The sequence below is a fragment of the Desulfoprunum sp. genome (assembly GCF_053613775.1).
The window spans coordinates 70,409-94,915 of sequence record NZ_JBSHXH010000003.1 but is presented as its reverse complement, the minus strand read 5'-3'; the positions used below and the strand labels follow the sequence as shown (position 1 = coordinate 94,915).

Genomic DNA, 24,507 nt, shown 5'->3' with positions numbered 1-24,507 from the left:
TTCATCCACAACACAAGGAGAACGCAATGAAAGCACGGAGCATCTTTCTGGCCAGCGCCCTGACCATGACCCTGATCAGCACCGGCACCGCCATGGCGGCCCGCGACTCGATCGCCATCGTCGGTTCGTCCACCGTCTACCCCTTCGCCACCGTCGTCGCCGAGCAGTTCGGCAAGGGCTCCAACTTCAAGACCCCCAAGATCGAGTCGACCGGCACCGGCGGCGGCTTCAAGCTGTTCTGCGGCGGCGTCGGCGTCAGCTACCCGGATATCACCAATGCGTCCCGGGCGATCAAGGATTCCGAGAAAGAGCACTGCGCCAAAAACGGGGTCAAGGACATCATCGAGATGAAGATCGGTTATGATGGGATTGTCCTGGCCAACGCCAAGACCGCCGAACCGATGCAACTGACCCGCAAGGAGATCTTCCTCGCCCTGGCCAAGGAAGTGCCGGACCCGCAGAACGACGGCAAGTTGATCGCCAACCCGTACAAGACCTGGAAGGAAATCAACCCGGCACTGCCCGATACCGCCATCGAGGTCCTCGGCCCGCCGCCGACCTCCGGCACCCGTGACGCCTTCACCGAGATGGTGATGGTCGAGGGCGCCGAGGAGTTCGACTTCATCAAGGCGATGGCCAAGAGCGACAAGGACGCCTTCAAGCGGGTGAGCGAAACCGTGCGCGAGGACGGCGCCTATGTCGAGGCCGGCGAGAACGACAACCTCATCGTCCAGAAGCTGCAGGCCAACCCCAAGTCTCTCGGCATCTTCGGCTTCTCCTTCCTCGACCAGAACGCCGATGCCATCCAGGGTTCGCTGATCGAGGGCGAGGCCCCGACCTTCGACAACATCTCGGCCGGCAAGTACGCCGTCTCCCGCCCGCTCTTCATCTACGTCAAGAAGGCCCATGTCGGGGTGATCCCCGGCATCAAGGAGTACATCACCGAGTTTTCGAGCGAGAAGGCCTGGGGTGACGACGGCTACCTCGCCGACAAGGGGATGATCCCGATGCCGGTCGCGGAGCGGAAAAAATACGCCGATGACGTCGCCAATCTGAAGACCATGTAATACACTGCAATCAACCGGCCGGCCGGGGCGATCATCGCCCCGGCCGGCCCCATTCCGTTGCAATCCATTGACAGGCAGCCAATCGCGGCAGACGAAGCATGTTTATGAAACTGACATCCGGACAGGCAGGGAACACCAATCAATCGACGATGGAAGGAACCGGTTTTGCCGCATCCCAGCTGCAGACCGCCGGACAGGAGGCGCAGCGGCAGACCGTCGGCGAGCCCTTTGTCGCCAATCCCCGCATGACCGCCAGGGATGTCGCCGTCTATTACGGCGACAAATGCGCCATCCGCTCGATCAGCATCGATGTCGGCTGCAACGAGGTGCTGGCGATGATCGGGCCGTCGGGGTGCGGCAAATCGACCTTTCTCCGTTGCCTCAACCGGATGAACGACACCGTCCCCGGCTGCCGGGTGACCGGCGAGATCCGGCTCGACGGCGAGGACATCTATGCTCCGTCGGTGGATGTCGTGCCGCTGCGGGCCCGGGTCGGCATGGTCTTCCAGAAACCGAACCCCTTTCCCAAATCAATCTTCGACAACGTCGCCTACGGGCCGAAGATCCATGGCCTCACCCGCAACAAGACCGAGCTCGAGGAGATCGTCGAGATCTCGCTCAACAAGGCGGGGCTGTGGGAAGAAGTGAAGGACCGCCTGCATGAACCTGGGACCGGACTGTCGGGCGGACAGCAGCAGCGGCTGTGCATCGCCCGGGCCATCGCCGTCAGCCCCGAAGTCATCCTGATGGACGAGCCCTGCTCGGCCCTCGACCCGATCGCCACCGCCCGGATCGAGGACCTGATCGATGAACTGCGGCTGCAGTACTCGATCGTCATCGTCACCCATGCCATGCAGCAGGCCTCGCGGGTATCGCAGCGCACCGCCTACTTCCACCTCGGCGACCTGATCGAGGTCGGCCCGACCGAGCGGATCTTCACCAACCCCAGGCACCGGCTGACCGAGGACTATATCACCGGCCGGTTCGGCTGATATCGCCCGAAGCGGCTGCAGCAGGCACAATGAAAGCCCGGCGGACACATACCGCCGGGCTTTTTTCCTTTCAGGGGGAGTTGAAGAGGCGTGGAGGAGAGGAATTATCCAGCGAGATACCCCTGTGGGCGAACAAGCCATGTCCTTGAAGTACCCCCCGCCAGTTCAACCTTATGTCCGAAATGCTGCAGTAAAAACCACTCATCTCCCGCCTCCCTTCTGCTCGGCAAGCAATGCTTCGATAATCGTATTGGCATGGAGTAGTGCAACTTCGTTAGCCTTGGTGGTATAGCCCCCGTCGAGAGTAATCACAATCGTGATCGCAATCAATGACCGCTGCCGATCGGATTACATCCAGCTGCATGAGATGGCATTGGCTGAGACTCCCTCTGACGGAGAATTTATGGGCCTGAGCGCGGAAGACATCGTGCGATCCGACCGCCGGCATGACTGGTATGGTTTCATGCCGATAGATTGAGTGGCGAATTTTCCGGAGCGCGCCAATGATCGGCGCCAGTGGGGCGGCAACATCGACACGATGGGGATGTTGCCGAGAGGGTGTCAATTTCAGGGAGCGGCATGAAGGTGCTGGTCAATGACGGGATTAACCCTACAACGCAACATGTCAATATAGATACAATATGCAGTATTCGTACTCCGAAGCGACCTACAGCATGTGGCACACATGTTCATAAGTGCCGTTGTAGGGTTAATCTTTCGGAACTGGACGGTTGGTGGGCCGAAGACTTCGAACCGGATCTGGGGTGGGCGCTGGGGGATGGCCGGGAGCATGGCGATGATCCTGCGTGGGATGCCAGCGAGGCCGAGGCGCTCTACGATCTGCTCGAGCGGGAGGTGATCCCGGAGTTTTATAGCCGCGATGAGCGCGGCATCCCCACGGCCTGGGTGGCGAGGATGCGGGAAAGCATGGCGCGGTTGACTCCCCGCTTCTCCGCCAGCCGCGCAGTCCGTGATTATACCGAGCAATACTACATTCCGGCGGCCATAGCCTACCGGTTGCGTCTTGCCGATAACGGCGCGATCGGCCGGCATTCGGTCGATTGGCAGCACGAGCTGGAACAGAAATGGGAGAAGCTGCGCTTCGGCGATGTCAAGGTGGAGACCACCGGCGACCAGTACCTCTACGAGGTTCAGGTCTATCTCAATGAACTCGACCCGAATGCGGTGCGAGTCGAGGTCTATGCCGAGGGGATAGGTGAAAACGGCCCGATCCGGCAGGAGATGCGGCGAGACCGCCAACTGGCGGGGGCGTCGGGAGGGTACGTTTACCGCTCGGCCGTATCTGCCGCGCGCCCGCAATCCGATTATACACCGCGGGCGATCCCGCACTTCGATGGCGTTGCGGTTCCGCTGGAGATCGCTCACATCCTGTGGCAACGGGGCTGAATGGCGGCGATTGCGGCTGCTCGTGTTGTGAGAACACCACCCTGGACTTTTCCCGTGGATTGTCTCTCCGATCCAACGCTGCCGGTTCAACGGCGATCAGAATGCCCTGGTCGGTGGATACCGGCTGCCGCCGGCGATCGCCGCGTGCCCAGATACTTAGAGAGATAATCCAGCCCGAAGATCCAGACGATCCCCAGCCAGGCCAGCCCAAAGAACACCGGCGCCACCGGCCCGGTATTCAGCACCTTCTGCAGCGGTGGATAATACAGGGTCGCCCAGGCGAAGACAATCTGGATGGCTATACCGGCGAGGAGCAATCGGTTGCGGAAAATCCCCCTGTCGAGGCCGGACCCCCGGCGCGAGCGGCGGCCGATCAGGTTGCCGATCTGCATCAGGAAGATCGAGGCCAGGGTGATGCCGGTGGCGGAACGGTACAGCGGCGAGGTGGTCGGCAGATCCATGCCGTAGCGCCAGCCGCCGTCAACCAGGACAAAGAAAAAGAGAAAGAGGGACCACAGCCCCTCGAGCAGGCCGAGAAAGCCGTAACTGTGGAGAATGAGTCGCCGTGTCAGCAATCCCTCGGTACGGTTCCGAGGAGGGCTGCTCATGATCTCCGGATCCGGCGGTTCCTGGCCCAGACCCATGGAGGGAATGATGTCGGTGCCCAGATCGATGGAGAGGATGTGGATGATGTTGAGGGCAAGCGGAACCGGCAGGACGATATAGAGCAGGTAGGGCAGTATTTCGGGCCCGTTGCTGACAAGGACATAGTTGGTGAACTTTTTCATGTTCTGGAAGACGGTCCGGCCTTCTTCGATGCCGTCGACGATATGGGCGAAGTTGTCGTCGAGCAGGATCACCTGGGCCGACTCCCTGGCAACGTCGGTTCCCATTTTTCCCATGGCGATACCGATGTCGGCCGCTTTTAGGGCCGGCGCGTCATTGACCCCGTCGCCGGTCATGGCCACCACCTTGTCCATGTGTTTGAGGGCGGTGACGATCTTCATTTTCTGCTCCGGCGTGGTCCGGGCAAAGACCCGGACACCATGCTCCAGGCGTTCGACCAGGCCGGGCACCGTCAGCTGCCGGAGTTGGTCGCCGGTGAGATGATCGCTGCAGCCGGGCTGGACAATCCCCGCCTTGGCCGCTATGGCCAGCGCCGTCGCGGGGTGATCGCCAGTGATCATCATCACCGCGATGCCGGCGGCATGGCATTTGGCCACTGCCTGCGGCACCTCCGGCCTGAGCGGATCTTCCACCCCGATGAACCCGGCCAGGACCAGATCATGCTCCAGGAAGTCGGCTGTCGCCTCCGGGGCGCTGCAGGCCTCCGCCTCCGCCACCGAAAGATCGCGACAGGCAACGGCGAGGACCCTCAGGCCCTGGGCCGCCATCCGCTGCATGATCGCTTCGCTGGCGGCCAACCGCTGCGCCAGCGGCGCCGCGTTGATCAGTGTCGCACCTGCCCCGGCGGCAGCGATCGCCGTCACCATCGGCCGGATGGCCTCAAAGGCGCCTTTGACCACAAAGAGCGCCTTGCCCTGGTCGGCGAAGACCCCGGCCGCTCGTCGTTTGTCGACATCGAAGGCGAAATAGCGGCGGACCTGCCGCTGCACCTCGGCCAATCCGTCGGGCGCAAGACCGAGCCAGTGCCGGGCAACCGCCACATCCAGCGGATCGCCGAGCACCTGTTCGGCCGCTGCCCGGACGTCGGAGGCGCTGAGGGCAAGCGCCGTCAGCGTCCGTTCCTGCTCCCCCGTCATCGCCTCCCCCGATACCGGGTCGATCATGGTGGTGATGGTCAGACTGTTCAAGGTCAGGGTGCCGGTCTTATCGGTACAGACGACATGTACGGCCCCGAGCGCCTCCACCGCATTGAGGCTGGTGACCAGGACATTTTTTCGCGCCATCCGCAGGCTGCCCATGACCAGCGCCACGGTCAGCGTCGGCAGCAGCCCTTCCGGGACATTGGCGACGATGATGCCCATCATGAACACCAGATTGATCCACAGCGATCTGCCGCTGGCGACACCGTACAGGAAAAAACTGACCCCCATGCTGCAGGCGATGATCGTCAGCACCCGGATCATCCGTGAAATCTCGCGTTCCAGGGGGGAGTCGCTACGGCGGATGGTCTGGGATAGGTTGGCGATACGGCCGAACCGGGTGCGGAGACCGGTGGCAAACACCACCCCGCGCCCGCCGCCTTTGACCACGGTGCAGCCGGCAAAGGCGATATTGTCGCATTCCTCGAGTATTTTTTCCCGGGCCAGGGGCGACAGCCGGACGGCAATCGATTCCCCGGTCAGTGGGGCATTGTCGATCATCAGTCCTTCCGCGGCAACAATCCGCATATCCGCCGCAATCTTGTCCCCCTCCGCCAGAATGACCACATCGCCGGGGACGAGCTCTGCCGCAGGGACCTTGGAGATCAGGCCCTGGCGGCAAATCTCGACCAGGTGGGGCAGAAATTTCTTCAGCGCCTCCATAGCCTTTTCGGCCCGGTATTCCTGGAAAAAACTGAACACGGCGTTGAGCAGCGCCACACCGGTCAGGGCCCAGCCGAGGACTCCCATGCCTTCCCCGGGATTGATCCGCTGGGCGATAAAGCAGATGAGCGCCGAGATGACCAGCAGGATGGCGAAAAAATTGGTGAACTGCCGGCCCAGGAGCCGCAGCAGTTTCCAGCGATCGATCACCTCGAAGCTGTTCTGGCCGATGTGGGCCTGCCGTTCCGCCACCTCGGCCGGTGTCAAGCCTTCAGGACGGGTGTGGAGAGAGGCATACACCCGATCCGGCCCAATGGTGCCGATATGCTGAGGCAATCGTGTCATCGCTTGCGGTAAATCCCGACATCGCACGGGGTGTTGCGGAGGATCTGTTCGAGCCGGTTGCTGGAGAAAAACCGTGATGGCTGGCTTCGTTCGGTAGCCCCGAGCAGGATCATCGATGCCCGTACCTTGCCGGCCTGGACGAGAATTTCTTCGGCCCAGTTGTCGGAGAGCACCACATGGGGATCTAGATGCCAGGGGGCGTCGGCGATCTCTTCCTCGATTTCTCTCATTACCCGATGCAGGTACTCCCGGCCTGCGGCGAGCTTTTTTCGTGCAATTTCAGCTGAAATGTAGCGGAGTTGGATGGGGTTGACCACTATCACCCGAAGCAGATGCAGGGTGATCGGGGTGGAGGTGAACAGCCGCAGAAACGGCATGGCGGCCTCGAATCTGCGGGGATGGCCGGCCAGCGGGAACAGCAGCGTTCTCGGACAGCCCATCAGGCCGGGGTTGACCACCCGGATGGCCATGACATTGAACAGCCGCGAGCGGAGCAGTCGCTCCGAGACCGTGCCGGCGAGAAAACCTCTGCCCCGGGAGGCGATCCGCGCCCCGCACAGGCAGTAACTGTTGTCGCCGGCAGGGATAAGCCGGAGCAGGCTGGAAAAAACATCCCGGTCGAGATCATGGATCACACTCCGGCACTCGATGCCGTGCACCTCGCATTCGCGGGCGATGGCGGCAATCTTCTCGTCTATCCTGCGTCTGGAGGCGGAATGATCGAGGATATGGATCAGGATGATCCTGCGGTTGTGAAAGGTTGCGGCTATCCGAATGGCGTAGCGGGAGACCCAATCGGCATTGATTGAACCGTCGTAGGCGAGATAGATCTGCCGCTCCATACCACCCCCGGAAAATGGTTTGTCCGACGACATTGCAAAGAGTCTTCCCATTATCAATGTAGGGTAATTGTCGGTTGGAAAGCAAGGGCAACAATAAAAGCGGCCGATATCAATACTGACCAGGGGTGTCATTTCACCTCCGAGCAATGGCAAGATTGTGTACAAGGATCAGGAATTCGAATGAGTATGGACGGACGAGGCCGGTGGCTAGATAATGTTGTTATTGAGCGCTTCTGGAGAACGATCAAATACGAGGACATCTATTTGAAATCCTAGCGATGCCAATTGAACTGGAGAAGGGAATTCAGAAGTTTGTCGTGCGATACAATATGGTTAGACCCCATCAAGCATTGTCTGGAGCCACGCCAGACGAGATTTTCAACCAATTGATGGAGCGAGCTGATTGAGGCCACCCATCCCCCGCGGGGGATGGGTGAGTGACGGCGAGGATGACGAAGAGATGATGGACTGTTACTGCAGTGACACCACCAGTTGAAATGGGAAGGTATTCCAACGAGACGGAATGACATAACCATTGGTATCTTTGGCAGCCCCAATCCGTTCCGGCTGCCCCTGCACTATCAGAGGAACCGAAATCATGAATCCCGGCCCGAAAGATCGACGGGCATTACCGGAAATCGTGTTCGCCACTTCACCGATCACATCGTGGACAAGGTCAGGGGTGACGGCTTTCTCACCCAGGCTCAACACAAGATAACGGAGCATGACTGTCGGGGCCGTCACCAGGACGAAACCTTTGCGTTCTCCGGAGATTCCTATGATTCCGGTGTAATCGTTGACAGATATTTCATCGGCAGAGATGAGATACGGGGTTTCCACGACGATATCTATTTCTGTACTGGTCCGGAAATAATGCTTTATTCCGTCGATAAACACTTCGATATCCCTTTCCGTTATCATATCAGCCCCTCAGTTCTTTGCTGAAAGCAATACATTTGGTAAGCGCCTCGTTAATTTCACTTTCAGTGAAGGGCTTACATAAGAAACCATAGGCTCCGTATTTAACGGCCTTGATGGCGGTGGCTCTATCAGCGAGCGCCGATATCACCAGAATAACCGTGTCGGGATTGATGGCTACCAGTTGCTTGACACATTCCGTGCCGTCCATCCTCGGCATGGTCAGGTCCATGGTGACCAGTTCAGGCTCATGGGCCGTAAAAACCTCCACGGCCTCCTGCCCATTACTTGCCGTGTAAATCTCTTTCAATTCCGGAAGGTTGATCTCTCGCTCTATTTTCCTGCGAATAATCAGCGAGTCATCAACTATGAGCATTTTCATTACCCTCTCCTCAATTGTCTCGTGATAATCAGCACAGGAGTTCCCATTCGCTGCGCCGATTCGTTAATGCACCTTACAACGGAACACCTTGAGTTCCTTGTCGTTACGATTGAACGGCTACTCTTTCCCCCTCGAACGTAAACAGAAACTCAGTATACCGGCCGGCCTGGAATCTCACCCTGGACTTTGAATGCATCGAGTGTTTCATCAAAGAGCTTGTAGGATTTGGCAAATATATCGATCGATTCCGAGTAGCTGCCACTCGGGTTGTCGGCATCATCCTGAACCTGGTAGAGTTCATGCAAAAGGCCTTGACTGAGCGTTCCCATACGACTGGCAAGCTGGATCGCATGGGCATCGTTGGCAATCTGGTAGGAAGTGTAAAAGTTGAGGATCAATACACCGGAATCGAGAAGAATAAACAAGCCAACGGCCAGAATCAGTTCGATGTATTTGGACCGGAATATTCCACCGAAGGCTCGCATCGAACCTTTGCTACCCTTTATGGTACTCGAAAATGGATTTTTCATGACTTTCTCCTTCGCGCTGAAGCACCAGCGCAACAATGACGCCACACTTGGCTGTCTCAACAGCGGTTTTCCCGTAAGCCGCCGGCAATCTATAACCGATGCCCAGGGATGACCTTTTCCGGTATAAATACGTTTTTCTTCGGTTTCCGCAGGGTCCGGGGACAAGAGCAATCAGTCCGGATTTTCCGGAGTGGCAGGGAGACACTGTTGTCAACGCCCCTGCCTGGATGCATCGACCTCGGATTTTGTCATAAATGAAAGAGCTTCAGATATGAGCATCGCCGATTATCCAACAGTTTTTGATCGGAGGAGTAATTACAAAATGGTTATTGAGAACAGGTTAGAAAATGATCAGGATATGGTTCGGAAGTGGCAAAAGGCAGGTGTTTTAAGAAATACCGAAAGTTCCGGCAGGAGATTGAACACGGCGGCGACTATATGACATCGGCGTCATAGGCGGATCTTCTACAGATTGAATGTAGACGGATCATCTGTAGATTGAAGGCTCGGTCCCACCGGTGATCGCGACATTCTCCCCTGTCATTGCGCCCCCTTCCTTCTGGTCATCACGATCTTTCCCCCGCCCTGTCACCCTTTCTTTCTCCAATCGCGACCATTCACCCGCTTTTCGCCCTTTCCTGTCAGTCATCGTGACCTACCCCCCTCTGTCATCTCGACCAAAGGGAGAGATCTCCTGTCGCCATGCAGGAACAACGAGATTTCTCGCCGACGCTCGAAATGACAGAGAGAAAAAAAACGAAATGGAAGGGCGGAGAATTGCATCGCGGTCTTTCCCCTCTGTCCTTTGAAAACCCGCAGTTGGCAGTTACCCGGCACAACCCCACCTTTCAAAAGATTCCCGTCTCTCACTTAGAACAAACGATTTTCTCATAGAGAATGAACAGCATCTTCATCTGGCCCCGATATCATCACAGACAATTGCAATCCTGATGGGAACAGCATCGCAAGCAACTGCAGCACACCACGATTTACGGCAGACAAGAAGAAATCCGAACGAGAGCGGAGGCAAAAACCGATGGGCCATATCACAGCAGAAAATCTGTCTTTGGGCTACAGCCGCAAGAAAGTCATCCGCGGCATCGACCTGCATGTCGGCAAGGGGGAATTCCTGAGCATTATCGGGCCGTCCGGCGTTGGCAAATCAACGCTGCTGATGGGGCTGAATGCCACCACCTCAATCATCGAGGGCCGCCTCAAGGTCCTCGGCTGCGACCTGGGGACAATCGGCCATCATCAGTTGAAGGCCCTGCGCGCCAGGATCGGCGTGATCTTTCAAGGGTTCAACCTGGTCTCGAGACTCAGCGTCTTCGACAACATCGCCAGCGGCATGTTGCACCGCAAGCCGCTGCTGTCGGCCCTGGTGAAACATTACAGCCCGGAGCAGTACGACGAGATCTACGAGTACATGAAGGTGGTCGGGATTGAACAGGAAGCGCTCAGCCGCTGCGACCGGCTGTCGGGAGGACAGAAGCAGCGGGTGGCGATCGCCCGGGCCATCGCCCAGCGGCCCGAGATCATCCTCGCCGATGAACCGATCTCCTCGCTCGATCCGGTCAGTGCCCGCAATGTCATGGAGACCCTGCGGGAGGCCAACGAAAAATACGGCATCACGGTGGTTTCCAATCTCCATCAACTCGATTATGCCCGGGAATTCTGCCACCGGGTGATCGGCCTCAACCACGGCCGGATAGTCTATGACGGACCACCGGAGCGGCTCGGTGCCGCCGCCGTCGCGCAGATCTATAACCAGGATCAGACCGACCAGGTCGGTGCTGACCCTCTCTGCGACCCGATCACCTCGGGTTCGTTCCAACCGGCAGTCTGTCAGGCTTGATCCGGCTTCGATAGCATCTCGATCATCAACCACAAGGAGAAAAAACCATGAAAAGGCTTCACCGCGCACTCATCACCCTGGCCCTGTCCCTCTGTATTCCGGCGGCGTCTCATGCCGCACCGGCCGACTGGCCGAAGGAACTGAAGTTCGGCCTGATCCCCACCGAGTCCTCGGACAATATCACCGAACGCTTCGGCAACCTCGCCCAATACCTGGAAAAAAAGCTGGAAATCCCGGTGAAGCTGCAGGTTGCAAGCGATTATGCCGGGGTCATCACCGCCATGCAGTTCAAACATATCGATCTGGCCTATTTCGGACCGAAATCCTATGTCGAGGCGGCCGATCGGGCCAACGCCGAGGCCATGGTCATGGAGGTCGCGGAGGATGGTTCCAAGGGCTACAAGGGGGTGATCATCACCAGCAAGGGGTCCGATATCATGTCAATGGACGATGCCAAGGGCAAAGTCTGGGCCTTCACCGACCCCAACTCGACCAGCGGCACCCTCGTCCCGACCGTCTTCTTTGTCAAGACCATGAAGATCGACCCCGAACAGTATTTCTCCAAGGTCATCTATTCCGGCAGCCACGAGGCGTCGATCCTGGCGGTCAAGGGCGGCAAGGTCGATATCGCCTCGACCAACGACCTCGATCTCGCTCGAGGCAACGGCAAAGCCTGGCAGACCGACAAGGATTTTCAGATCCTGTGGACCTCGGAGTTGATCCCCGGTTCACCGATGGCCTGCCGCAAGGACCTGCCGGATTCCCTCAAATCGGCCCTGAAGGAGGCCTTTCTCTCCTATGACGACAAGGAAGGTCTGAAGATGCTCAAACTGCAGGGCTACGCCGCCACCGACGATGCGACCTACAACCCGATCCGCGAGCAGATCGAGGTGAAAAAACAGATGGCCGCCAAATAGCCCCAACTGCCTTTTTTCCAGCGGCCGGGGTCTGCCTCGTCCCGGCCGCACCCCTTTTCCCGGTATGAGAGTGTCCGAGGAAGTGCATGCACATTGACGAGATAAAGCGCCGGACCAACCCCTTCCACCCTTACAATATCATGGTCATCGGCCTCGGCCTGATGGTCCTGGCCTGGTGCTGGCGGTCGACGGAGATGAGCCTGGGCGGCCTGTTGGACGGCTGGGGCAATATGGTGACCTATATCGCCGGCAATCCCGATCTCGAGGACAGCGGGTTTTTCCCGCCCGACCTCGGCGGCCGCCATCTGCAGAAATACCTTCTCTCCATGCTGGAGACGGTGCAGATGGCCGTGCTCGCCCTGATCCTGTCGATCCTGATCGCCTTCCCGCTGTCGTTTCTGGCCTCGAGAAACACCCTCGACATCATCATTCCCGGTCACCGCCGCTCCGCCCTGCTGCTGAAGCACGGCATCTACATGACGGTGCGGTTTCTGGCCAATCTCAGCCGCTCGATCAACGAGGTGATCTGGGCCCTGCTGTTCGTCTCGGCGGTCGGCCTCGGCCCCATGCCCGGTATTCTCGCCCTTGGCATCCACACCTCCGGGGTATTGATCAAGCTCTTTTCCGAGGGGATCGAGACGGTCCAGCAGGAACCTATCGATGCCCTGACCGCCACCGGCGCCGGCTTTGTCAAGGTGATCGGTTATGCGGTCATTCCCCAGATCACCCCGTTTTTCGTGTCGATGAGCCTCTACCGTCTCGAATCCGATGTCCGTTCGGCCACCATCCTCGGCTTTACCGGGGCCGGCGGCATCGGCATCTACCTGTTCGACAAACTGCGGAGTTACGAAAACCACGACGTCACCACCATCCTCATCATCATCGTGATCACGGTGGCGATCATCGACCGGATCAGTGCCGCCATCAGGGCCCGTTATACCTGATACAAGGACTTCAGCCACTCAAGGTACAATTATGGATATCGACATCCGCGAGGCAGGCGAAGCCGACCTGCCCGCCATCCTCTCACTCTATGCCCAGCTCGGCCAGGACGACGGTCAGGTCCTCGATCTGGCGGCGGCCGGCCGGATTTTCGCCCGCATCCAGACCTACCCCGATTACCGGCTCTACGTGGTGCGCCATGGCGACAGGGTGGCGGCCACCTTCGCCCTGCTGATCATGGACAACCTCGGTCACTGCGGCGCCCGTTCGGCCATCCTCGAGGATGTCGTGGTGGCGGCGGCGCTGCGCGGCCAGGGAATCGGCCGTCGGATAGTAGCCCAGGTCGGCGCCCTCTGCCAGACCAAGGGTTGCTACAAGCTGGCATTGTCAAGCAACCGTCACCGGGAGGCGGCCCACCGCTTCTACGAGTCGCTGGGCTTTGCACGGCATGGCTACAGTTTCGTCCTCCCGCTGCATCGCCCTGCACACCCGGGCTGCGGCACTGACGCCGGCATTCTCCCCGGGCACGGCCCGCTCTTTCCAATACAGGGACAGACCACATGATATCCTCCGATTTGACTATTGTGCTTCATTCCATGGATGACCAGAAGATCGATGAGTTGCTGCAGCTGTTCACCGATGTCGAGCTGACGGTCAGCCTGCCGCCTCGGACGGGACTGGTGATGCTGACGGTGCAGGACAGTCTGGCCACCGCTTTCCATGTGGGAGAGGTCCTGGTGACCGAGGCCCGGGTCCTCTGCCACGGCAGCGAGGGATACGGCCTGGTGGCCGGTGATGCCCCGCGCCGGGCGCTGGCCCGGGCCGCGGCGGATGCCGTGCTCCGCTGCCCCGAAGCCCCTGGCATCCGGCAGGCACTGCAATCCCTGCTGCACGAGGAAGAACTGCGGCAGAATAAGCGGCAGGCGGACCAGGCGGCCCTGGTCGCCGCCACCAAAGTCAATTTCGATCTGATGCCGGGGGCATAGCCATGGATCCAACGACAGTCATTCGTCACCATTCGACCTTCCGGGTGCTGCTGCAGGCGATGAGCCATCCCGGCAGGGTCTACCGTCTGCCGGACGTTGTTGGAACCAGGCAGTCCGCCGTCGAGGTGCTCGGCTCCCTGGTCGACCATGAGGTGGGTGTCGCCGTCATCGGTGACCCGGAGCTGGCAGGGCTCGTCGGCGGCCGGACCGGCTGCCGGCCGGCGGCCCCGGCGGATGCCGATTATCTGGTCATCGGTCCTTCCGCCGGCGGCGACCATCTGGCCGGCTGCCGCCGGGGCAGCCTCGAATGCCCCGATCGCGGGGCCACCGTGGTCTATCTGGTGAACGAACTCGAGGAAGGAAGGGGCGAGATCATGCTCTCCGGTCCCGGGGTTGACGGTACGGCCCGGCTGCGGATTCAAGGCCTGCCGATCGATGCGGTACACCGTTTGATGGCGGCCAACAGCGAATTTCCCCTCGGCGTCGACGCCGTCTTTGTGGACGACAACGGCTGCGTGGCCTGCATTCCCCGTTCGTCCCGGATAAAGGTGGCCTGATATGAGTTATGTCGCAGTCAAAGGCGGGAATGAGGCGATAGAGCGGGCATGCCAGCTCTTTGCCCATGAACGGAGCAAGGGCTCGTCGCCGCCGCTGGGGGTCGAGCAGATCAGGGAGCAGCTCCCTCTCGCCGTCGACCGGGTGATGGGCGAGGGCTCGCTGTATGCCCCGACCCTGGCGGCCCTGGCCCTCAAGCAGGCGGCCGGCGATACCTTCGAGGCGGCGTTCATGCTCCGCGCCTTCCGCGCCACCCAGCAGCGGCTGGGCTATTCCCTGGCGCTCGGAACGGAGAAGATGCGCATCGTCCGACGGATCTCTTCCGCCTTCAAGGATATTCCCGGGGGCCAGATCCTTGGGGCCACCAGCGACTACACCCTGCGGCTGCTGGATTTCGACCTGCTCGAAGACGACGAGAGCCGACGGAGGGCGTTTCGCGAACGGCTGTTCAGCCATCTCCCGGCCGAGGCCGAGATCCCCGCTACCTTCCCCAAGGTGATCGACATCCTGCGCCGGGAAGGTCTGCTGGAAGAGGCCCCGGATGCCGCCCGCCAGGAAGGACCGGTCTTCGATATCACCCGCCAACCCCTGACTTTCCCGACCGGGCGCAGCGCCACCCTGCAGGCCCTGGCCCGGGGGGAGACCGGCGGCATGCTCGCTCTGGCCTATTCCAGCATGCGCGGCTACGGCAATATCCACCCGACGCTCGGCGAGTTGCGAGTCGGCTACCTGCCGCTGACGGTCCGCCACCCGGTCAGCGGCGAGCCCTATGTCATCGGAGAAGTGAAGATCACCGAGGCGGAGGTGCTGGCCCGGATGCAGGCCGGTGACGGTCCGCCGAAGTTCAGCCTGGGCTACGGTCTGTGTTTCGGCCAGAACGAGATCAAGGCGATCTCGATGGCGGTCCTCGAACGCTGCACCCGCACCACCCACCCGAGCTGCCCGGCCGAAGACCAGGAGTTCGTCCTCTATCACACCGACGGCATCGAGGCCATGGGTTTCTGCAATCACTGGAAATTGCCGCACTATGTCGATTTTCTCTCCGACCTCGACCGCCTGCGGAAATCCCGGGAACTGGCCGGCGTTGGACAAGACAGGGAGGATAACGATGCAACTGCATGAATGGCTGGCGGATGACCGGCGGCAGGACGACACCGCCCGTTCGTCCGGCTACCCCTTCGGCTTCATGGACGACGGGGCGAAAAAGGAGATCCGCCGCAGCATCCTGAAAGCGGTGGCCATCCCCGGCTACCAGGTGCCCTACGGCTCGCGGGAGATGCCGATTGCCCGCGGCTGGGGCACCGGCGGCCTGCAGATCACCCTCGCCCTCGTCGTGCCCGATGATATCCTCAAGGTCATCGACCAGGGCTGCGACGGCAGCGTCAACGCCGTCAATATCAAAAAATTCGTGGCCAAGGTGGCGGGGGTGGCGGTGACCACCGACACCGGTGAGGCGACCATCATCCAGACCCGCCACCGCATCCCGGAGGAAAGGATGACCGACCGCCAGATCCTGGTCCTGCAGGTTCCCTATCCGGAGGCGCTGCGGGAAGTGGAACCGTCTGAGATGGAAACCCGGCGGATGCATGCCGAGGCCGACTACAGCCGGATGTGGCTGCATCTCTATGAAGATATCGTCAATTTCGGCGAGATCACCATCAGCTACCGCTACCCGGTGACCGTCAACGGCCGCTATATCACCGATCCCAGCCCGATTCCCCGCTGGGACGTGCCCAAACTGCACATGGCCGACACCCTGTTCCTGTTCGGGGCCGGCCGGGAAAAACGGATCTATGCCATCCCGCCGCATACCGCCGTCGAGCCGCTGGAGTTCGAGGACCACACCTTCAGGACCGAGAATTTTGCCGGCAAGACCTGCGCCCGTTGCGGTGCGGCCGACACCTTCCTCGATGAGGTGATCGACAATATCGGCGGCGGAAGAAGCTATTTCTGTTCCGATACCGGCTACTGCGACAAGAGGAGCGTGACATGGAACCGTTGATTCGGGTGCGCGGCCTGTCGAAACGGTTCGGGCCTGGCTGCGATCGCTGTCTTGACTCCACCGGGCCGGAGCATGACACCAATGTCTGCCCGCACTGCGACTCGGTCACCGCCTGCAGCGATCTGTCGTTTGATCTGTTCCCGGACGAGGCCCTCGGCATCGTCGGCGAGAGCGGCTCCGGCAAGAGCACCCTGGTGCGCCTGCTCCACTTCGAATGGGAGGCCAGCGGCGGCAGCATGGAGCTGCACCGCGGCGGGGCGGCCGCCCTGTGGCCGGAGATCTTTGCCGATCAGGACCAATTCAGCGCCAACCTCCTGACCATGAGCCAGTTCCAGAAACGGCAGATCCGGAATGCCCTGATGGGCATCGTCTACCAGAACCCGCATCTGGGCCTGCGGATGCAGGTCAGCTCGGGCGGCAATATCGCCGAGCGGCTGCTCGGGGCGGGGTGGCGCAATATCGCCGGGATGCGCGAGCGGGCGGCGGAACTGCTCGAGAGAACGGAGATCCCGGTACGGCGGATGGACGAGCCGCCCTGCAACTTCAGCGGCGGCATGCAGCAGCGGGTGCAGATCGCCAAGGCCCTGTCGAACAAGCCGCTGATCCTCCTCCTCGATGAGGTGACGACCGGCCTCGACCTTTCGGTCCAGGCCCGGGTGCTCGATCTGATCAGGAATCTGCGCCGCGAGTTCAAGCTGTCGATGCTGGTGGTTTCCCATGACCTCGGGGTCGTCAACCTGCTCTGCCAGCGGACCATGGTGTTGAAATCGGGTCGGGTGGTGGAGGAAGGGCTGACCGACCAGATCCTGCAGGACCCGCAGCACCGCTATACCCAGCTGCTCGTGGCATCACAACTCTAGCGAAGGAGCGCCAGTGATTACCGTCGACAACCTGTCAAAAAACTTCCTCCTCCACATCCTCGGTGAAAAAAGGATCGAGGCCTGCCGGGCGGTTTCCTTCCGGGTGCCGCCGGGAGGTTTTCTCGGTCTTTCCGGGCCAAGCGGCACCGGCAAGAGCACCGTGCTGAAATGCCTCTACCGCACCTATCTCCCCACCGGCGGGGCGATCCGCTACGACTCGGCCGCCTGGGGGCCGGTCGACCTGGCCACCCTGCCCGACCGGGCGGTGATCGACCTCCGCCATCGGGAGATGGGCTATGTCTCCCAGTTTCTGAAGGTCATCCCCCGGGTCTCCGCCCTCGATGTGGTCATGGAACCGATCCTCACCCGCAACGGGGTAAGTCGGGAAGCGGCGCGGCAGCGGGCCACCCGGCTGCTCGAGCAGCTGCGCATCCCCCGCCACCTCTTCGACGCCTACCCGGCGACCTTCAGCGGCGGCGAGCAGCAGCGGGTCAACATCGCCCGGGCGGTGAGCTGGAAACCCCGCCTGCTGCTCCTCGATGAACCGACCGCCTCGCTCGACCGGGGCTCGGTCGAGATCGTGCTGGATATTCTCAAGGAAATGCGCGGGGAAGGCACGACCATGATCGGCATCTTTCACGACACGGCTCTGCTGGAGTCGGTCACAGACTCGGTGTACTCCATATGCTGACAGAAAATTTCGACACCTATCCCGGGCCGGTCACTATCCCGCCGGACCGGATGCAGCGACCTTGTGCGGCAGGCTCTCCGAAGAGAAAGGGGCTGCCGCACGGATTCGTGATCAGAAACGCCCAGGTGGTCACCCCGGAAGGGGTCAGAGAAAATGCCTCTCTCCAGGTGGAAGACGGCAGGATCGCCGAGATCCGCGAGGGAACCATCCCGGGCATCAGGGTCATCGACGCCAGCGGCAACTACCTGTTCCCGGGCTTTGTCGACCTGCACTCCGATGCCATCGAGAAGGGCATCGAGCCCCGCCCGAACACCTTCTTCCCGGTCGACATCGCGGTGTACGAGCTGGACAAGAAGATCGCCTCCTGCGGCATCACCACCATGTACCACTCCCTCTCCTTTGCCGAACTGGAGGTGGGCCTGCGCAACAACAACACGGCGGCGGGGATCATCCGCCAGATCAACGGTCTGGCCGGCAAACTGAAGGTGAACACCAAAATCCACGCCCGTTTCGAGATCACCGACCTCGGGGCCGTGCCCTTTCTCGAAGGACTGATCCGCGACGGGCAGATCGATCTCTTCTCGTTCATGGACCACTCCCCGGGCCAGGGCCAGTTCGGGGACATCATCGCCTTCAAAAACTACTATGGGCCGGTGTATGCCAAGACCGATGCCGAGATGGACGAGATCATCGAACGCAAGCTGCAGGCGAAAAACGACAATTCCCCCCGTTCCATCGCCCTGCTGATCGATCTCTGCCGGCAACACGGCATCGCCATCGCCTCCCATGACGACGACAGCCGGGAGAAGATCACCTGGCTCAAGGAGATGAACATCGGGGTGACCGAGTTTCCGGTCAATATCGAGGCCGTTCGAGCCGCCCGGGAACTGGGTATCGATGTCTGCCTGGGTTCGCCCAATGTCGTCCGCGGTCTGTCGCAGGCCCGCAATCTCAGCGCCAGGGAGGCGATCAGCCGGGGGTACGGCGATATCCTCTGTTCCGATTACTCGCCGATGACCATGCTCCATGCTGTGCTGACCCTCGAGCGACTCGGCATCCTGCCCCTGCACGAGGCGATGAAGATGGTCAGCCTGACCCCGGCCCGGGCCGTCGGCATTGCCGATCACACCGGTTCGCTGGAAGTGGGCAAGGAGGCGGACATGGTCCTGGTCGATTATTCCGACGACTTTCCCCGGGTCCTCAAAACCTTTGTCGCCGGCCGGGAGGTCTTTGCCACATGTTGAGCATCGGCAGCAACATCAACGAGGTGCGGGTCGACGGCAGCCTCAGGGCGCTGCGCCGTGACCTGGAGGCCTTCCAGGAATTCGGCCTGGGCGCCGCCGAGATCTCGATCCACGGTCTCGACCTTGTCAGGAATGGCAGGCTCGATCGCCGTCGCACCGCCGAGGTCAGGACGGTTCTCGCCGATTTCGGCTTCCGCTGCAGCACCCATGCCCCCAATCCCCTGAACCTGATGAATCGGCATATCCCCGAACTGCATCGGGATGTGCTGTACGCCTCGCTGGAATTTTCGGCGATCATCGGGGCCGGGTGCATGGTCTATCATCCCGGCCGCTACCTGGCCGAAGAGGAATTCGGCATCAGCGGACCGAAGACCCTTCCCCCTGACGAGACGCGTGAGCTGCTCGACCACGAGGCAAAGGTCCTGCAGGAGGCAGCCGACCGCTTTCCCGAGGTCATCATCGCGATGGAAAATGCCCGGCCCTACCTGCACCATTCGCCGTACTGCTACGCCGAGCTTCCCTTTGAACTACTGGCCCAGATCCGCAGAATCAACCGGCCCAATGTCCGGATGACCCTTGATTTCGGCCACCTCCAGCTTGCGGAACGCTACTACGGATTCGATCCGGTTGCCGCGGTCAGCGCCGCCGACCCGTTCATCGCCCACTGCCATGTCCATGACAACTTCGGCCATCCGGTCTATTACAACGAAAAGATCCAGACCCAGCAGATCCCCTTCGGCCGTGGTGACTCCCACATGCCGGTCGGCTGGGGATCCGTGCCGTTCCACAACCTCTTCGCCCTGTTCATCCATGATTTTCAGGGCCTGCTGATCTGCGAGCTGCGCAGTCGCTATTTTGAGCAGACCGGCGAGGCCGCGGCCAATCTGGCGGCGATCCTCCATGACCTCGGTGTCGAGATTGGCAAGGGGAGGGCGGAGATTTCATCCATTTCTCACCCAAAACGAACAGATTCCTGATCCGATCCGGGTATCTTCGCGGGCATCATGAAACTTCTCCAGCAGCAGTGCAACGATCGGTATCACGACATCGAGGACGAGGCGGCGCTCTTTCTCCGTCACATCCACCACCATCACCCGCGCCCCTTCGCCATCGGCGATACCAGCACGGGCATGGAGTACGAACTGCAGGTGGCGGTGGCCGGCGATCACAACACCGTCGACCTGCCATTGTCGATCCGGCAGTCGACCTTTTTCCGCAACACGGTCAAACGGGCGGCCCGGGGGGATCTCCGTCAGCGGAGTATCGATGCCCTCCGCGACTTCCTCTACCATAACGAGACCAAAGTCTGGGAGAACAGCTGGGTCAGGCTGCGGCCGGACCGCCTGTGCGACTATGCCAGGAGACAGCTCGATCATGATCTCCTCGCCGACAAAAGTGATGCGGCGAGTCCGAAGCGCAGCGACCTCCATCGCTTCTTTGTGGAATACAGGGACGAGACCTGGCTGCGGCTGCCGGTCAGTTACCTGCTCAAGCTGGCCCTGGCCGATGCCATCGGCTCCGCGGCGGTGACTTTCCCGGCTATTTTCAGGACCGGCCGGGATCTCCTGGCCCATTTCTTGAGCGACAACACCTCACCGGAGATCCTCTCCTGCACCATTCCGGTGGCGGCAGACGGCCAGGTCGGCAGGATGGCGGCCCGGGAGACGGCCAGGAGCTTTCTCCTCGCCCAGATCCTGGTGCAGTATGCCAATACCAGCCTGGGATTGCGCGAATCCGGGCAGCAGTGCCTGCTCTACAATGCCCCCCTTGCCCCGCACCGCCAGAAGAAACTCAACGAAATCGTGCCCGACGGCTACTATCGCCATCTCTTCATGAGTCCCTGCCTGGCCGGCTGGGACCGCGGCGAAGAGAAGCACCGGTACATGGCCCTCTGCCATCGGACCCTGTCGCGCAGCCAGCTCAACACCATCGGCAAGCTCAAGGACGCGGGCATCATCACCAGCAACCTGGTGATCCTGCCCAATACCTCCAATACCTGCCTGGCCAACAACGGCACCCACGTCTCCCTGGGCAGCAGGATGCTGTCGGCCCTGGCCGCCGACGGCGGTTCGGGCTTCACCCCGGCGGTGGAAAAATACCTCGGCGATCTGGTGGTCAAGATTGTCGAACACTTCCTGCCGCTGTTCGTCACCACCTACACCGCCGCCCCGTACCGCATCGATTTTGCCGATTTTCATCCGGAGAAGGTCCTGGGATTCCTGCCCCATGAACTCGATTACACCCATCTCCGCATGCTCTGGCGACGGTGGCGGAAAAAGGCCGAACTCGGTTTTCTCGGCCACTCCCTCACCCCCTTCGGCCCCCGCTCGATCGACCACCTGCTGGCCACGGTCCTTGGCCTGCACGGCGATCTGGTCCCCGATTTCCGCCTGATCGACTATCTGGTCACCCTGCTGTCCACCGAGACCTGCCCCGGACTCGACGGCCGGCCGGGCAACCACTCCCGCCTGAAACAGGAACTGGCCGACCTGGGGATTTTCGATCAGCGCATGGCCATGTATCTGCCGTATCGGCAGCGCGAGTTCAGCGCGATCGGCTATTCGGGATTCGAGGGCCGCAGTTATTCACTGTTTCCCAGTTTTCTGGACGATATGGCCGGGGCGGTCGACCTGCAAAACCTGGTCACCGCTCTCGCCTATCAGTATGTCATCGAAGAACGGGTGGTGCACCGGGACATCCCCGATCAACCTTCGATCGAGAGTGAACGCCGGCAGATTTTTTTTGCCGCGGCCATCGGCATCCCGACCTGTTTTGTCCGGGCCGACACCCCGAACCGTTTTCTCCGCCGCATCCTCGGCCACGTCCGCAATCAGCGCAACAGCCGGCGCTACAACGGCTATATCCGGATCAGGATCGACGAATACCGGCTGGCCCTGCTGGAGATGATCAGGCAGGATGGGGGAAAACTGATCGCCGAGATGGGGCTGGCGGGGGCCATCGACGATCTCAGCCGCCGACTCACCGATGCCGGAGGCACGGCCCTGGCCGGTCTGATCAAGGGCATCATGCAGGACAGCGGCAGCAGCAGGAGACCGCTGCGCCTCTCAGCCGACAGCTTCAACGGCGCCAGCGAGCTCTACTACCGCACCACCCTGAAGCAGCTGCAGACCGCCGAGGGGCTGACGGTCCTGGCCGAAGACTGCGAACGCCTGGAAAAACTCGGCGATCCGCATCTCCGCCAGGTGCTGACCGGCAGCGGCCAGGACTGCTCCGGCGCCGCATTCATCGGGGACAATACGGCGGCGCTGCTCGATGAGACCGCCTCGCCGGCCGTCCTCCAGATGCTGCTGCAGATGACGCTTGCCGTCGTCCACTGCGAGCGGCAGGCCACGAAATGATTGCCATGCCCTCCCCAGCCTTCCCGCACCAGTATATCGATCGCATCAGCGGCCGGATTGTCGATGAACAGCTGATCGCCGACCGGACAGTGTCCTTTCTCTACACCACCCTGCGGGAAAGCGCCCCGGTCATGTTCCGGGCCCTGACCTCGGCCTGGTTGTCGAACCTGCTCGCTTTCTGCCGCTACGATCTTCCCGGCCCGAGCCGTCATCAGGGGGCCCTGGCCTTCCAGCGCCTCAACATTGATCCGCAGGAGTGCCTCGAGCCGCTGTCCTTCTATCGCAGCATGCGCCGGATCTTCGAACGGCAGATCCGCTACTGGCAGTGCCGGCCGATGGACGACGATCCGGCGGTGGTTGCCGCGCCGGCCGACGCCCGGCTGCTGATCGGCTCGCTGGCCGGGAAATCGTCACTGTTCATCAAGGAAAAGTTTTTCGATCTCGAGGAGCTGCTCGGTCGCGACAGCCGCTGGCCTTGCTTTTTCGCCGGCGGCGACTTCGCCGTCTGCCGTCTTACCCCGGACAAATACCACTACAATCACCTGCCGGTGTCGGGCCGGATCGTCGATATCTACGAGGTCGACGGCTGTCATCATTCCTGCAATCCCCTGGCCTCGGTGGCCGTCGCCTCCATCTATTCCAAGAACCGGCGGGTGGTCACCGTCATCGATACCGATGTCCGGGGTGGTTCACAGGTCGGCCTGGTCGTCATGGTGGAGATCGTCGCCCTGATGATCGGCGATATTGTCCAGGCCTACAGCCGAAGACGATACGACGACCCGATAGCGGTCTATCCCAGCCTCTTCGTGGACAAGGGCTGCCCCAAAAGCCTCTACCGTCCCGGCAGTTCGACCGACGTCCTGCTGTTCACCCCGGGCAGGATCGACTTCCTGCCCGATCTGGTCGCAAACTCGCGCCGCACCGGGGTGCAGAGCCGCTTCACCGATGCCTCCGGCCGACCGCTGGTGGAAACCGACATCCGGGTGCGCTCGCCGCTGGCCCGACGACGCAGGCCCCCCTTGACGGCGGCACTGCCATGACCAATCTGATCTTTCTCCTCGCCCTCGGCTCCCTCCTCACGTTCCTGCTGGCCTGGGGCTTTGCCCATCTGCCGGGGGAGCGCTGGCAGATACTGGCGGTGCTCCCTGTTGCCAAAGACGACGAGGGGCGCTGGCTGGGGATCAACCTCACCTATTACGGCCTGTTCATCGCCACCGGCCAGCTCTTCGCGGTCTGCCTGCTCCTGGTGTTGCTCGGTTCCGCCCGCATCTCGCTGGCCGGCGCGGTCACGGCCACGGTCATGCTGCTGCTGGTCTGCATCCCGGCCGCCCGGATCGTGGCGATCGCCGTCGAGAAAAAACGGCACACCTTCACGGTCGGCGGCGCCGCCTTTGTCGGCATCGTGCTCGCCCCCTGGCTGATCCTCGCCGTGGAGCGGATTCTGCAAACCCAGTTTCCCTGCAATCTTCCCGTGCTGCCGGTGCTGGCCGCCATGGCCACTGCCTATACCCTGGGAGAGGGGCTGGGCCGTCTCGGCTGCATCAGTTTCGGCTGCTGCTACGGCAAAAGGCTCGAGGACTGCAGCCCCCTGGTTCGGAAGGTCTTTTCCCGGTATCCCCTCGTGTTCAGCGGCCAGACCAAGAAGGCGGTGTATGAAAGCTCTCTCGCGGGCGAGCCGCTGGTGCCGATCCAGGCCGTGACCAGCATCATCTCCTGCCTGACGGCGATGGTCGCCAGCCTGCTCTTCCTCCGCAGCCACTTCACTGCCGCCCTCGTGGTCAGCATCGGGGTCAGTCAGCTGTGGCGGATCCTGTCGGAGACCTTGCGGGCCGATTTCCGGGGCTTTTCCAGGATATCGGCCTACCAGAAAATGGGCGGGCTGGCCGTCGCCTACGTGCTGGTCATTACGCTGCTGTTCAGGGCGCCGCCACTCGGTGATCCGAATATCGGCCACGGCCTCCGGCAACTGTGGCATCCCGGCATCATCATCTCCCTGCAGGCCCTGTGGCTGATCTTCTTCGTCGTCTTCGGCCGCAGCACCGTCACCACCGCCAGATTGTCCCTCGACCTGGTCAGGGACCGCCTGTAATCTGTCCGAACAGGAAGCGCCCATGCCTGCCTGGT

The 24,507-nt window shown here is 61.1% G+C and carries 25 protein-coding genes; 20 read left to right on the top strand and 5 right to left on the bottom strand.

The features are described from left to right. The first annotated feature begins 26 nt into the window (after window positions 1-26). The 3 genes from ACWGKN_RS02940 to ACWGKN_RS02930 all read left to right on the top strand — a co-directional run bounded on the left by ACWGKN_RS02940 (window position 27) and on the right by ACWGKN_RS02930 (window position 3,466). The gene (locus ACWGKN_RS02940; RefSeq protein WP_452094659.1) at window positions 27-1,067 is read left to right on the top strand and encodes a substrate-binding domain-containing protein; all 1,041 of its coding nucleotides are present in this window, start codon (window positions 27-29) and stop codon (window positions 1,065-1,067) included. A 149-nt stretch (window positions 1,068-1,216) separates the two neighbouring features. Beyond that, on the top strand, window positions 1,217-2,059 hold the full coding sequence (gene pstB, locus ACWGKN_RS02935) for a phosphate ABC transporter ATP-binding protein PstB (protein WP_035229978.1): 843 nt from the start codon (window positions 1,217-1,219) through the stop codon (window positions 2,057-2,059). Between the two features lie 558 nt (window positions 2,060-2,617). Beyond that, a complete protein-coding gene (locus ACWGKN_RS02930; RefSeq protein ID WP_452094658.1) occupies window positions 2,618-3,466 on the top strand; it encodes a hypothetical protein in 849 nt (282 codons plus the stop codon). 86 nt (window positions 3,467-3,552) lie between these two features. Here ACWGKN_RS02930 and ACWGKN_RS02925 read toward each other — a convergent pair whose 3' ends face one another. Together ACWGKN_RS02925 and ACWGKN_RS02920 are read right to left on the bottom strand one after the other, a co-directional pair. Continuing rightward, window positions 3,553-6,300 (bottom strand): HAD-IC family P-type ATPase, encoded by a 2,748-nt coding sequence (locus ACWGKN_RS02925; protein WP_052159987.1) that lies wholly within the window; start codon window positions 6,298-6,300, stop codon window positions 3,553-3,555. Beyond that, window positions 6,297-7,142 carry a universal stress protein gene (locus tag ACWGKN_RS02920; RefSeq protein ID WP_424254355.1) on the bottom strand — a complete coding sequence of 282 codons (846 nt, stop codon included), beginning with the start codon at window positions 7,140-7,142 and terminating at the stop codon, window positions 6,297-6,299. The genes ACWGKN_RS02925 and ACWGKN_RS02920 overlap by 4 nt, the downstream gene beginning before the upstream one ends. A gap of 278 nt (window positions 7,143-7,420) precedes the next feature. On the opposite strand from ACWGKN_RS02920, the gene ACWGKN_RS02915 reads away from it, so the two are divergent. Beyond that, window positions 7,421-7,549 (top strand): integrase core domain-containing protein, encoded by a 129-nt coding sequence (locus ACWGKN_RS02915; RefSeq protein WP_424254353.1) that lies wholly within the window; start codon window positions 7,421-7,423, stop codon window positions 7,547-7,549. Window positions 7,550-7,613: 64 nt separating this feature from the next. Here the strand turns inward: ACWGKN_RS02915 and ACWGKN_RS02910 are convergent, their stop codons facing one another. The 3 genes from ACWGKN_RS02910 to ACWGKN_RS02900 form a co-directional block, all read right to left on the bottom strand. Next, window positions 7,614-8,063, bottom strand: a complete 450-nt coding sequence (locus ACWGKN_RS02910) for a chemotaxis protein CheX (RefSeq protein WP_052159986.1) — start codon at window positions 8,061-8,063, stop codon at window positions 7,614-7,616. A 1-nt stretch (window position 8,064) separates the two neighbouring features. Continuing rightward, window positions 8,065-8,442: a response regulator transcription factor gene (locus ACWGKN_RS02905; protein WP_035229943.1), complete on the bottom strand. Its 378-nt coding sequence runs from the start codon at window positions 8,440-8,442 to the stop codon at window positions 8,065-8,067. Between the two features lie 149 nt (window positions 8,443-8,591). Next, window positions 8,592-8,972: a hypothetical protein gene (locus ACWGKN_RS02900; protein ID WP_035229940.1), complete on the bottom strand. Its 381-nt coding sequence runs from the start codon at window positions 8,970-8,972 to the stop codon at window positions 8,592-8,594. A gap of 702 nt (window positions 8,973-9,674) precedes the next feature. Between ACWGKN_RS02900 and ACWGKN_RS02895 the strand changes: the two genes are divergently transcribed. The 16 genes from ACWGKN_RS02895 to ACWGKN_RS02820 all read left to right on the top strand — a co-directional run bounded on the left by ACWGKN_RS02895 (window position 9,675) and on the right by ACWGKN_RS02820 (window position 24,472). After that, complete coding sequence (locus ACWGKN_RS02895) at window positions 9,675-9,866, top strand: hypothetical protein (RefSeq protein ID WP_424255939.1); 192 nt, start codon at window positions 9,675-9,677, stop codon at window positions 9,864-9,866. 142 nt (window positions 9,867-10,008) lie between these two features. Next, the gene (gene phnC / locus ACWGKN_RS02890; RefSeq protein ID WP_052159985.1) at window positions 10,009-10,827 is read left to right on the top strand and encodes a phosphonate ABC transporter ATP-binding protein; all 819 of its coding nucleotides are present in this window, start codon (window positions 10,009-10,011) and stop codon (window positions 10,825-10,827) included. 47 nt (window positions 10,828-10,874) lie between these two features. Continuing rightward, entirely contained in the window at window positions 10,875-11,744 is an 870-nt protein-coding gene (phnD, locus tag ACWGKN_RS02885) for a phosphonate ABC transporter substrate-binding protein (RefSeq protein WP_035229937.1), read from the top strand. An 86-nt stretch (window positions 11,745-11,830) separates the two neighbouring features. Then, window positions 11,831-12,688 (top strand): phosphonate ABC transporter, permease protein PhnE, encoded by an 858-nt coding sequence (gene phnE, locus ACWGKN_RS02880; protein WP_052159984.1) that lies wholly within the window; start codon window positions 11,831-11,833, stop codon window positions 12,686-12,688. Between the two features lie 31 nt (window positions 12,689-12,719). Then, window positions 12,720-13,250 carry a GNAT family N-acetyltransferase gene (locus ACWGKN_RS02875; RefSeq protein ID WP_424255943.1) on the top strand — a complete coding sequence of 177 codons (531 nt, stop codon included), beginning with the start codon at window positions 12,720-12,722 and terminating at the stop codon, window positions 13,248-13,250. 20 nt (window positions 13,251-13,270) lie between these two features. Further along, a complete protein-coding gene (locus ACWGKN_RS02870) occupies window positions 13,271-13,672 on the top strand; it encodes a phosphonate C-P lyase system protein PhnG (protein WP_424255972.1) in 402 nt (133 codons plus the stop codon). A 2-nt stretch (window positions 13,673-13,674) separates the two neighbouring features. Beyond that, window positions 13,675-14,229, top strand: coding sequence for a phosphonate C-P lyase system protein PhnH (phnH, locus tag ACWGKN_RS02865; protein WP_052159982.1), 555 nt, complete (start codon window positions 13,675-13,677; stop codon window positions 14,227-14,229). 1 nt (window position 14,230) lies between these two features. Next, window positions 14,231-15,349: a carbon-phosphorus lyase complex subunit PhnI gene (locus ACWGKN_RS02860; protein ID WP_035229935.1), complete on the top strand. Its 1,119-nt coding sequence runs from the start codon at window positions 14,231-14,233 to the stop codon at window positions 15,347-15,349. Further along, the gene (locus ACWGKN_RS02855) at window positions 15,336-16,229 is read left to right on the top strand and encodes an alpha-D-ribose 1-methylphosphonate 5-phosphate C-P-lyase PhnJ (protein ID WP_424255948.1); all 894 of its coding nucleotides are present in this window, start codon (window positions 15,336-15,338) and stop codon (window positions 16,227-16,229) included. Before ACWGKN_RS02860 ends, ACWGKN_RS02855 begins: the two co-directional genes overlap by 14 nt. Continuing rightward, window positions 16,217-17,089 (top strand): ATP-binding cassette domain-containing protein, encoded by an 873-nt coding sequence (locus ACWGKN_RS02850; protein ID WP_035229929.1) that lies wholly within the window; start codon window positions 16,217-16,219, stop codon window positions 17,087-17,089. The genes ACWGKN_RS02855 and ACWGKN_RS02850 overlap by 13 nt, the downstream gene beginning before the upstream one ends. Before the next feature lie 13 nt (window positions 17,090-17,102). Continuing rightward, on the top strand, window positions 17,103-17,780 hold the full coding sequence (locus ACWGKN_RS02845) for a phosphonate C-P lyase system protein PhnL (protein ID WP_035229926.1): 678 nt from the start codon (window positions 17,103-17,105) through the stop codon (window positions 17,778-17,780). Next, the gene (locus tag ACWGKN_RS02840; protein ID WP_052159981.1) at window positions 17,774-19,024 is read left to right on the top strand and encodes an alpha-D-ribose 1-methylphosphonate 5-triphosphate diphosphatase; all 1,251 of its coding nucleotides are present in this window, start codon (window positions 17,774-17,776) and stop codon (window positions 19,022-19,024) included. The genes ACWGKN_RS02845 and ACWGKN_RS02840 overlap by 7 nt, the downstream gene beginning before the upstream one ends. Next, window positions 19,018-20,001, top strand: coding sequence for a sugar phosphate isomerase/epimerase family protein (locus tag ACWGKN_RS02835; protein ID WP_424255953.1), 984 nt, complete (start codon window positions 19,018-19,020; stop codon window positions 19,999-20,001). The genes ACWGKN_RS02840 and ACWGKN_RS02835 overlap by 7 nt, the downstream gene beginning before the upstream one ends. A 27-nt stretch (window positions 20,002-20,028) precedes the next feature. Then, window positions 20,029-22,383 carry a hypothetical protein gene (locus ACWGKN_RS02830; protein WP_452094657.1) on the top strand — a complete coding sequence of 785 codons (2,355 nt, stop codon included), beginning with the start codon at window positions 20,029-20,031 and terminating at the stop codon, window positions 22,381-22,383. Between the two features lie 5 nt (window positions 22,384-22,388). After that, window positions 22,389-23,423 carry a phosphatidylserine decarboxylase gene (locus ACWGKN_RS02825; RefSeq protein WP_452094656.1) on the top strand — a complete coding sequence of 345 codons (1,035 nt, stop codon included), beginning with the start codon at window positions 22,389-22,391 and terminating at the stop codon, window positions 23,421-23,423. Continuing rightward, window positions 23,420-24,472 carry a prolipoprotein diacylglyceryl transferase family protein gene (locus tag ACWGKN_RS02820; RefSeq protein ID WP_035229920.1) on the top strand — a complete coding sequence of 351 codons (1,053 nt, stop codon included), beginning with the start codon at window positions 23,420-23,422 and terminating at the stop codon, window positions 24,470-24,472. The genes ACWGKN_RS02825 and ACWGKN_RS02820 overlap by 4 nt, the downstream gene beginning before the upstream one ends. Window positions 24,473-24,507: the final 35 nt, after the last annotated feature.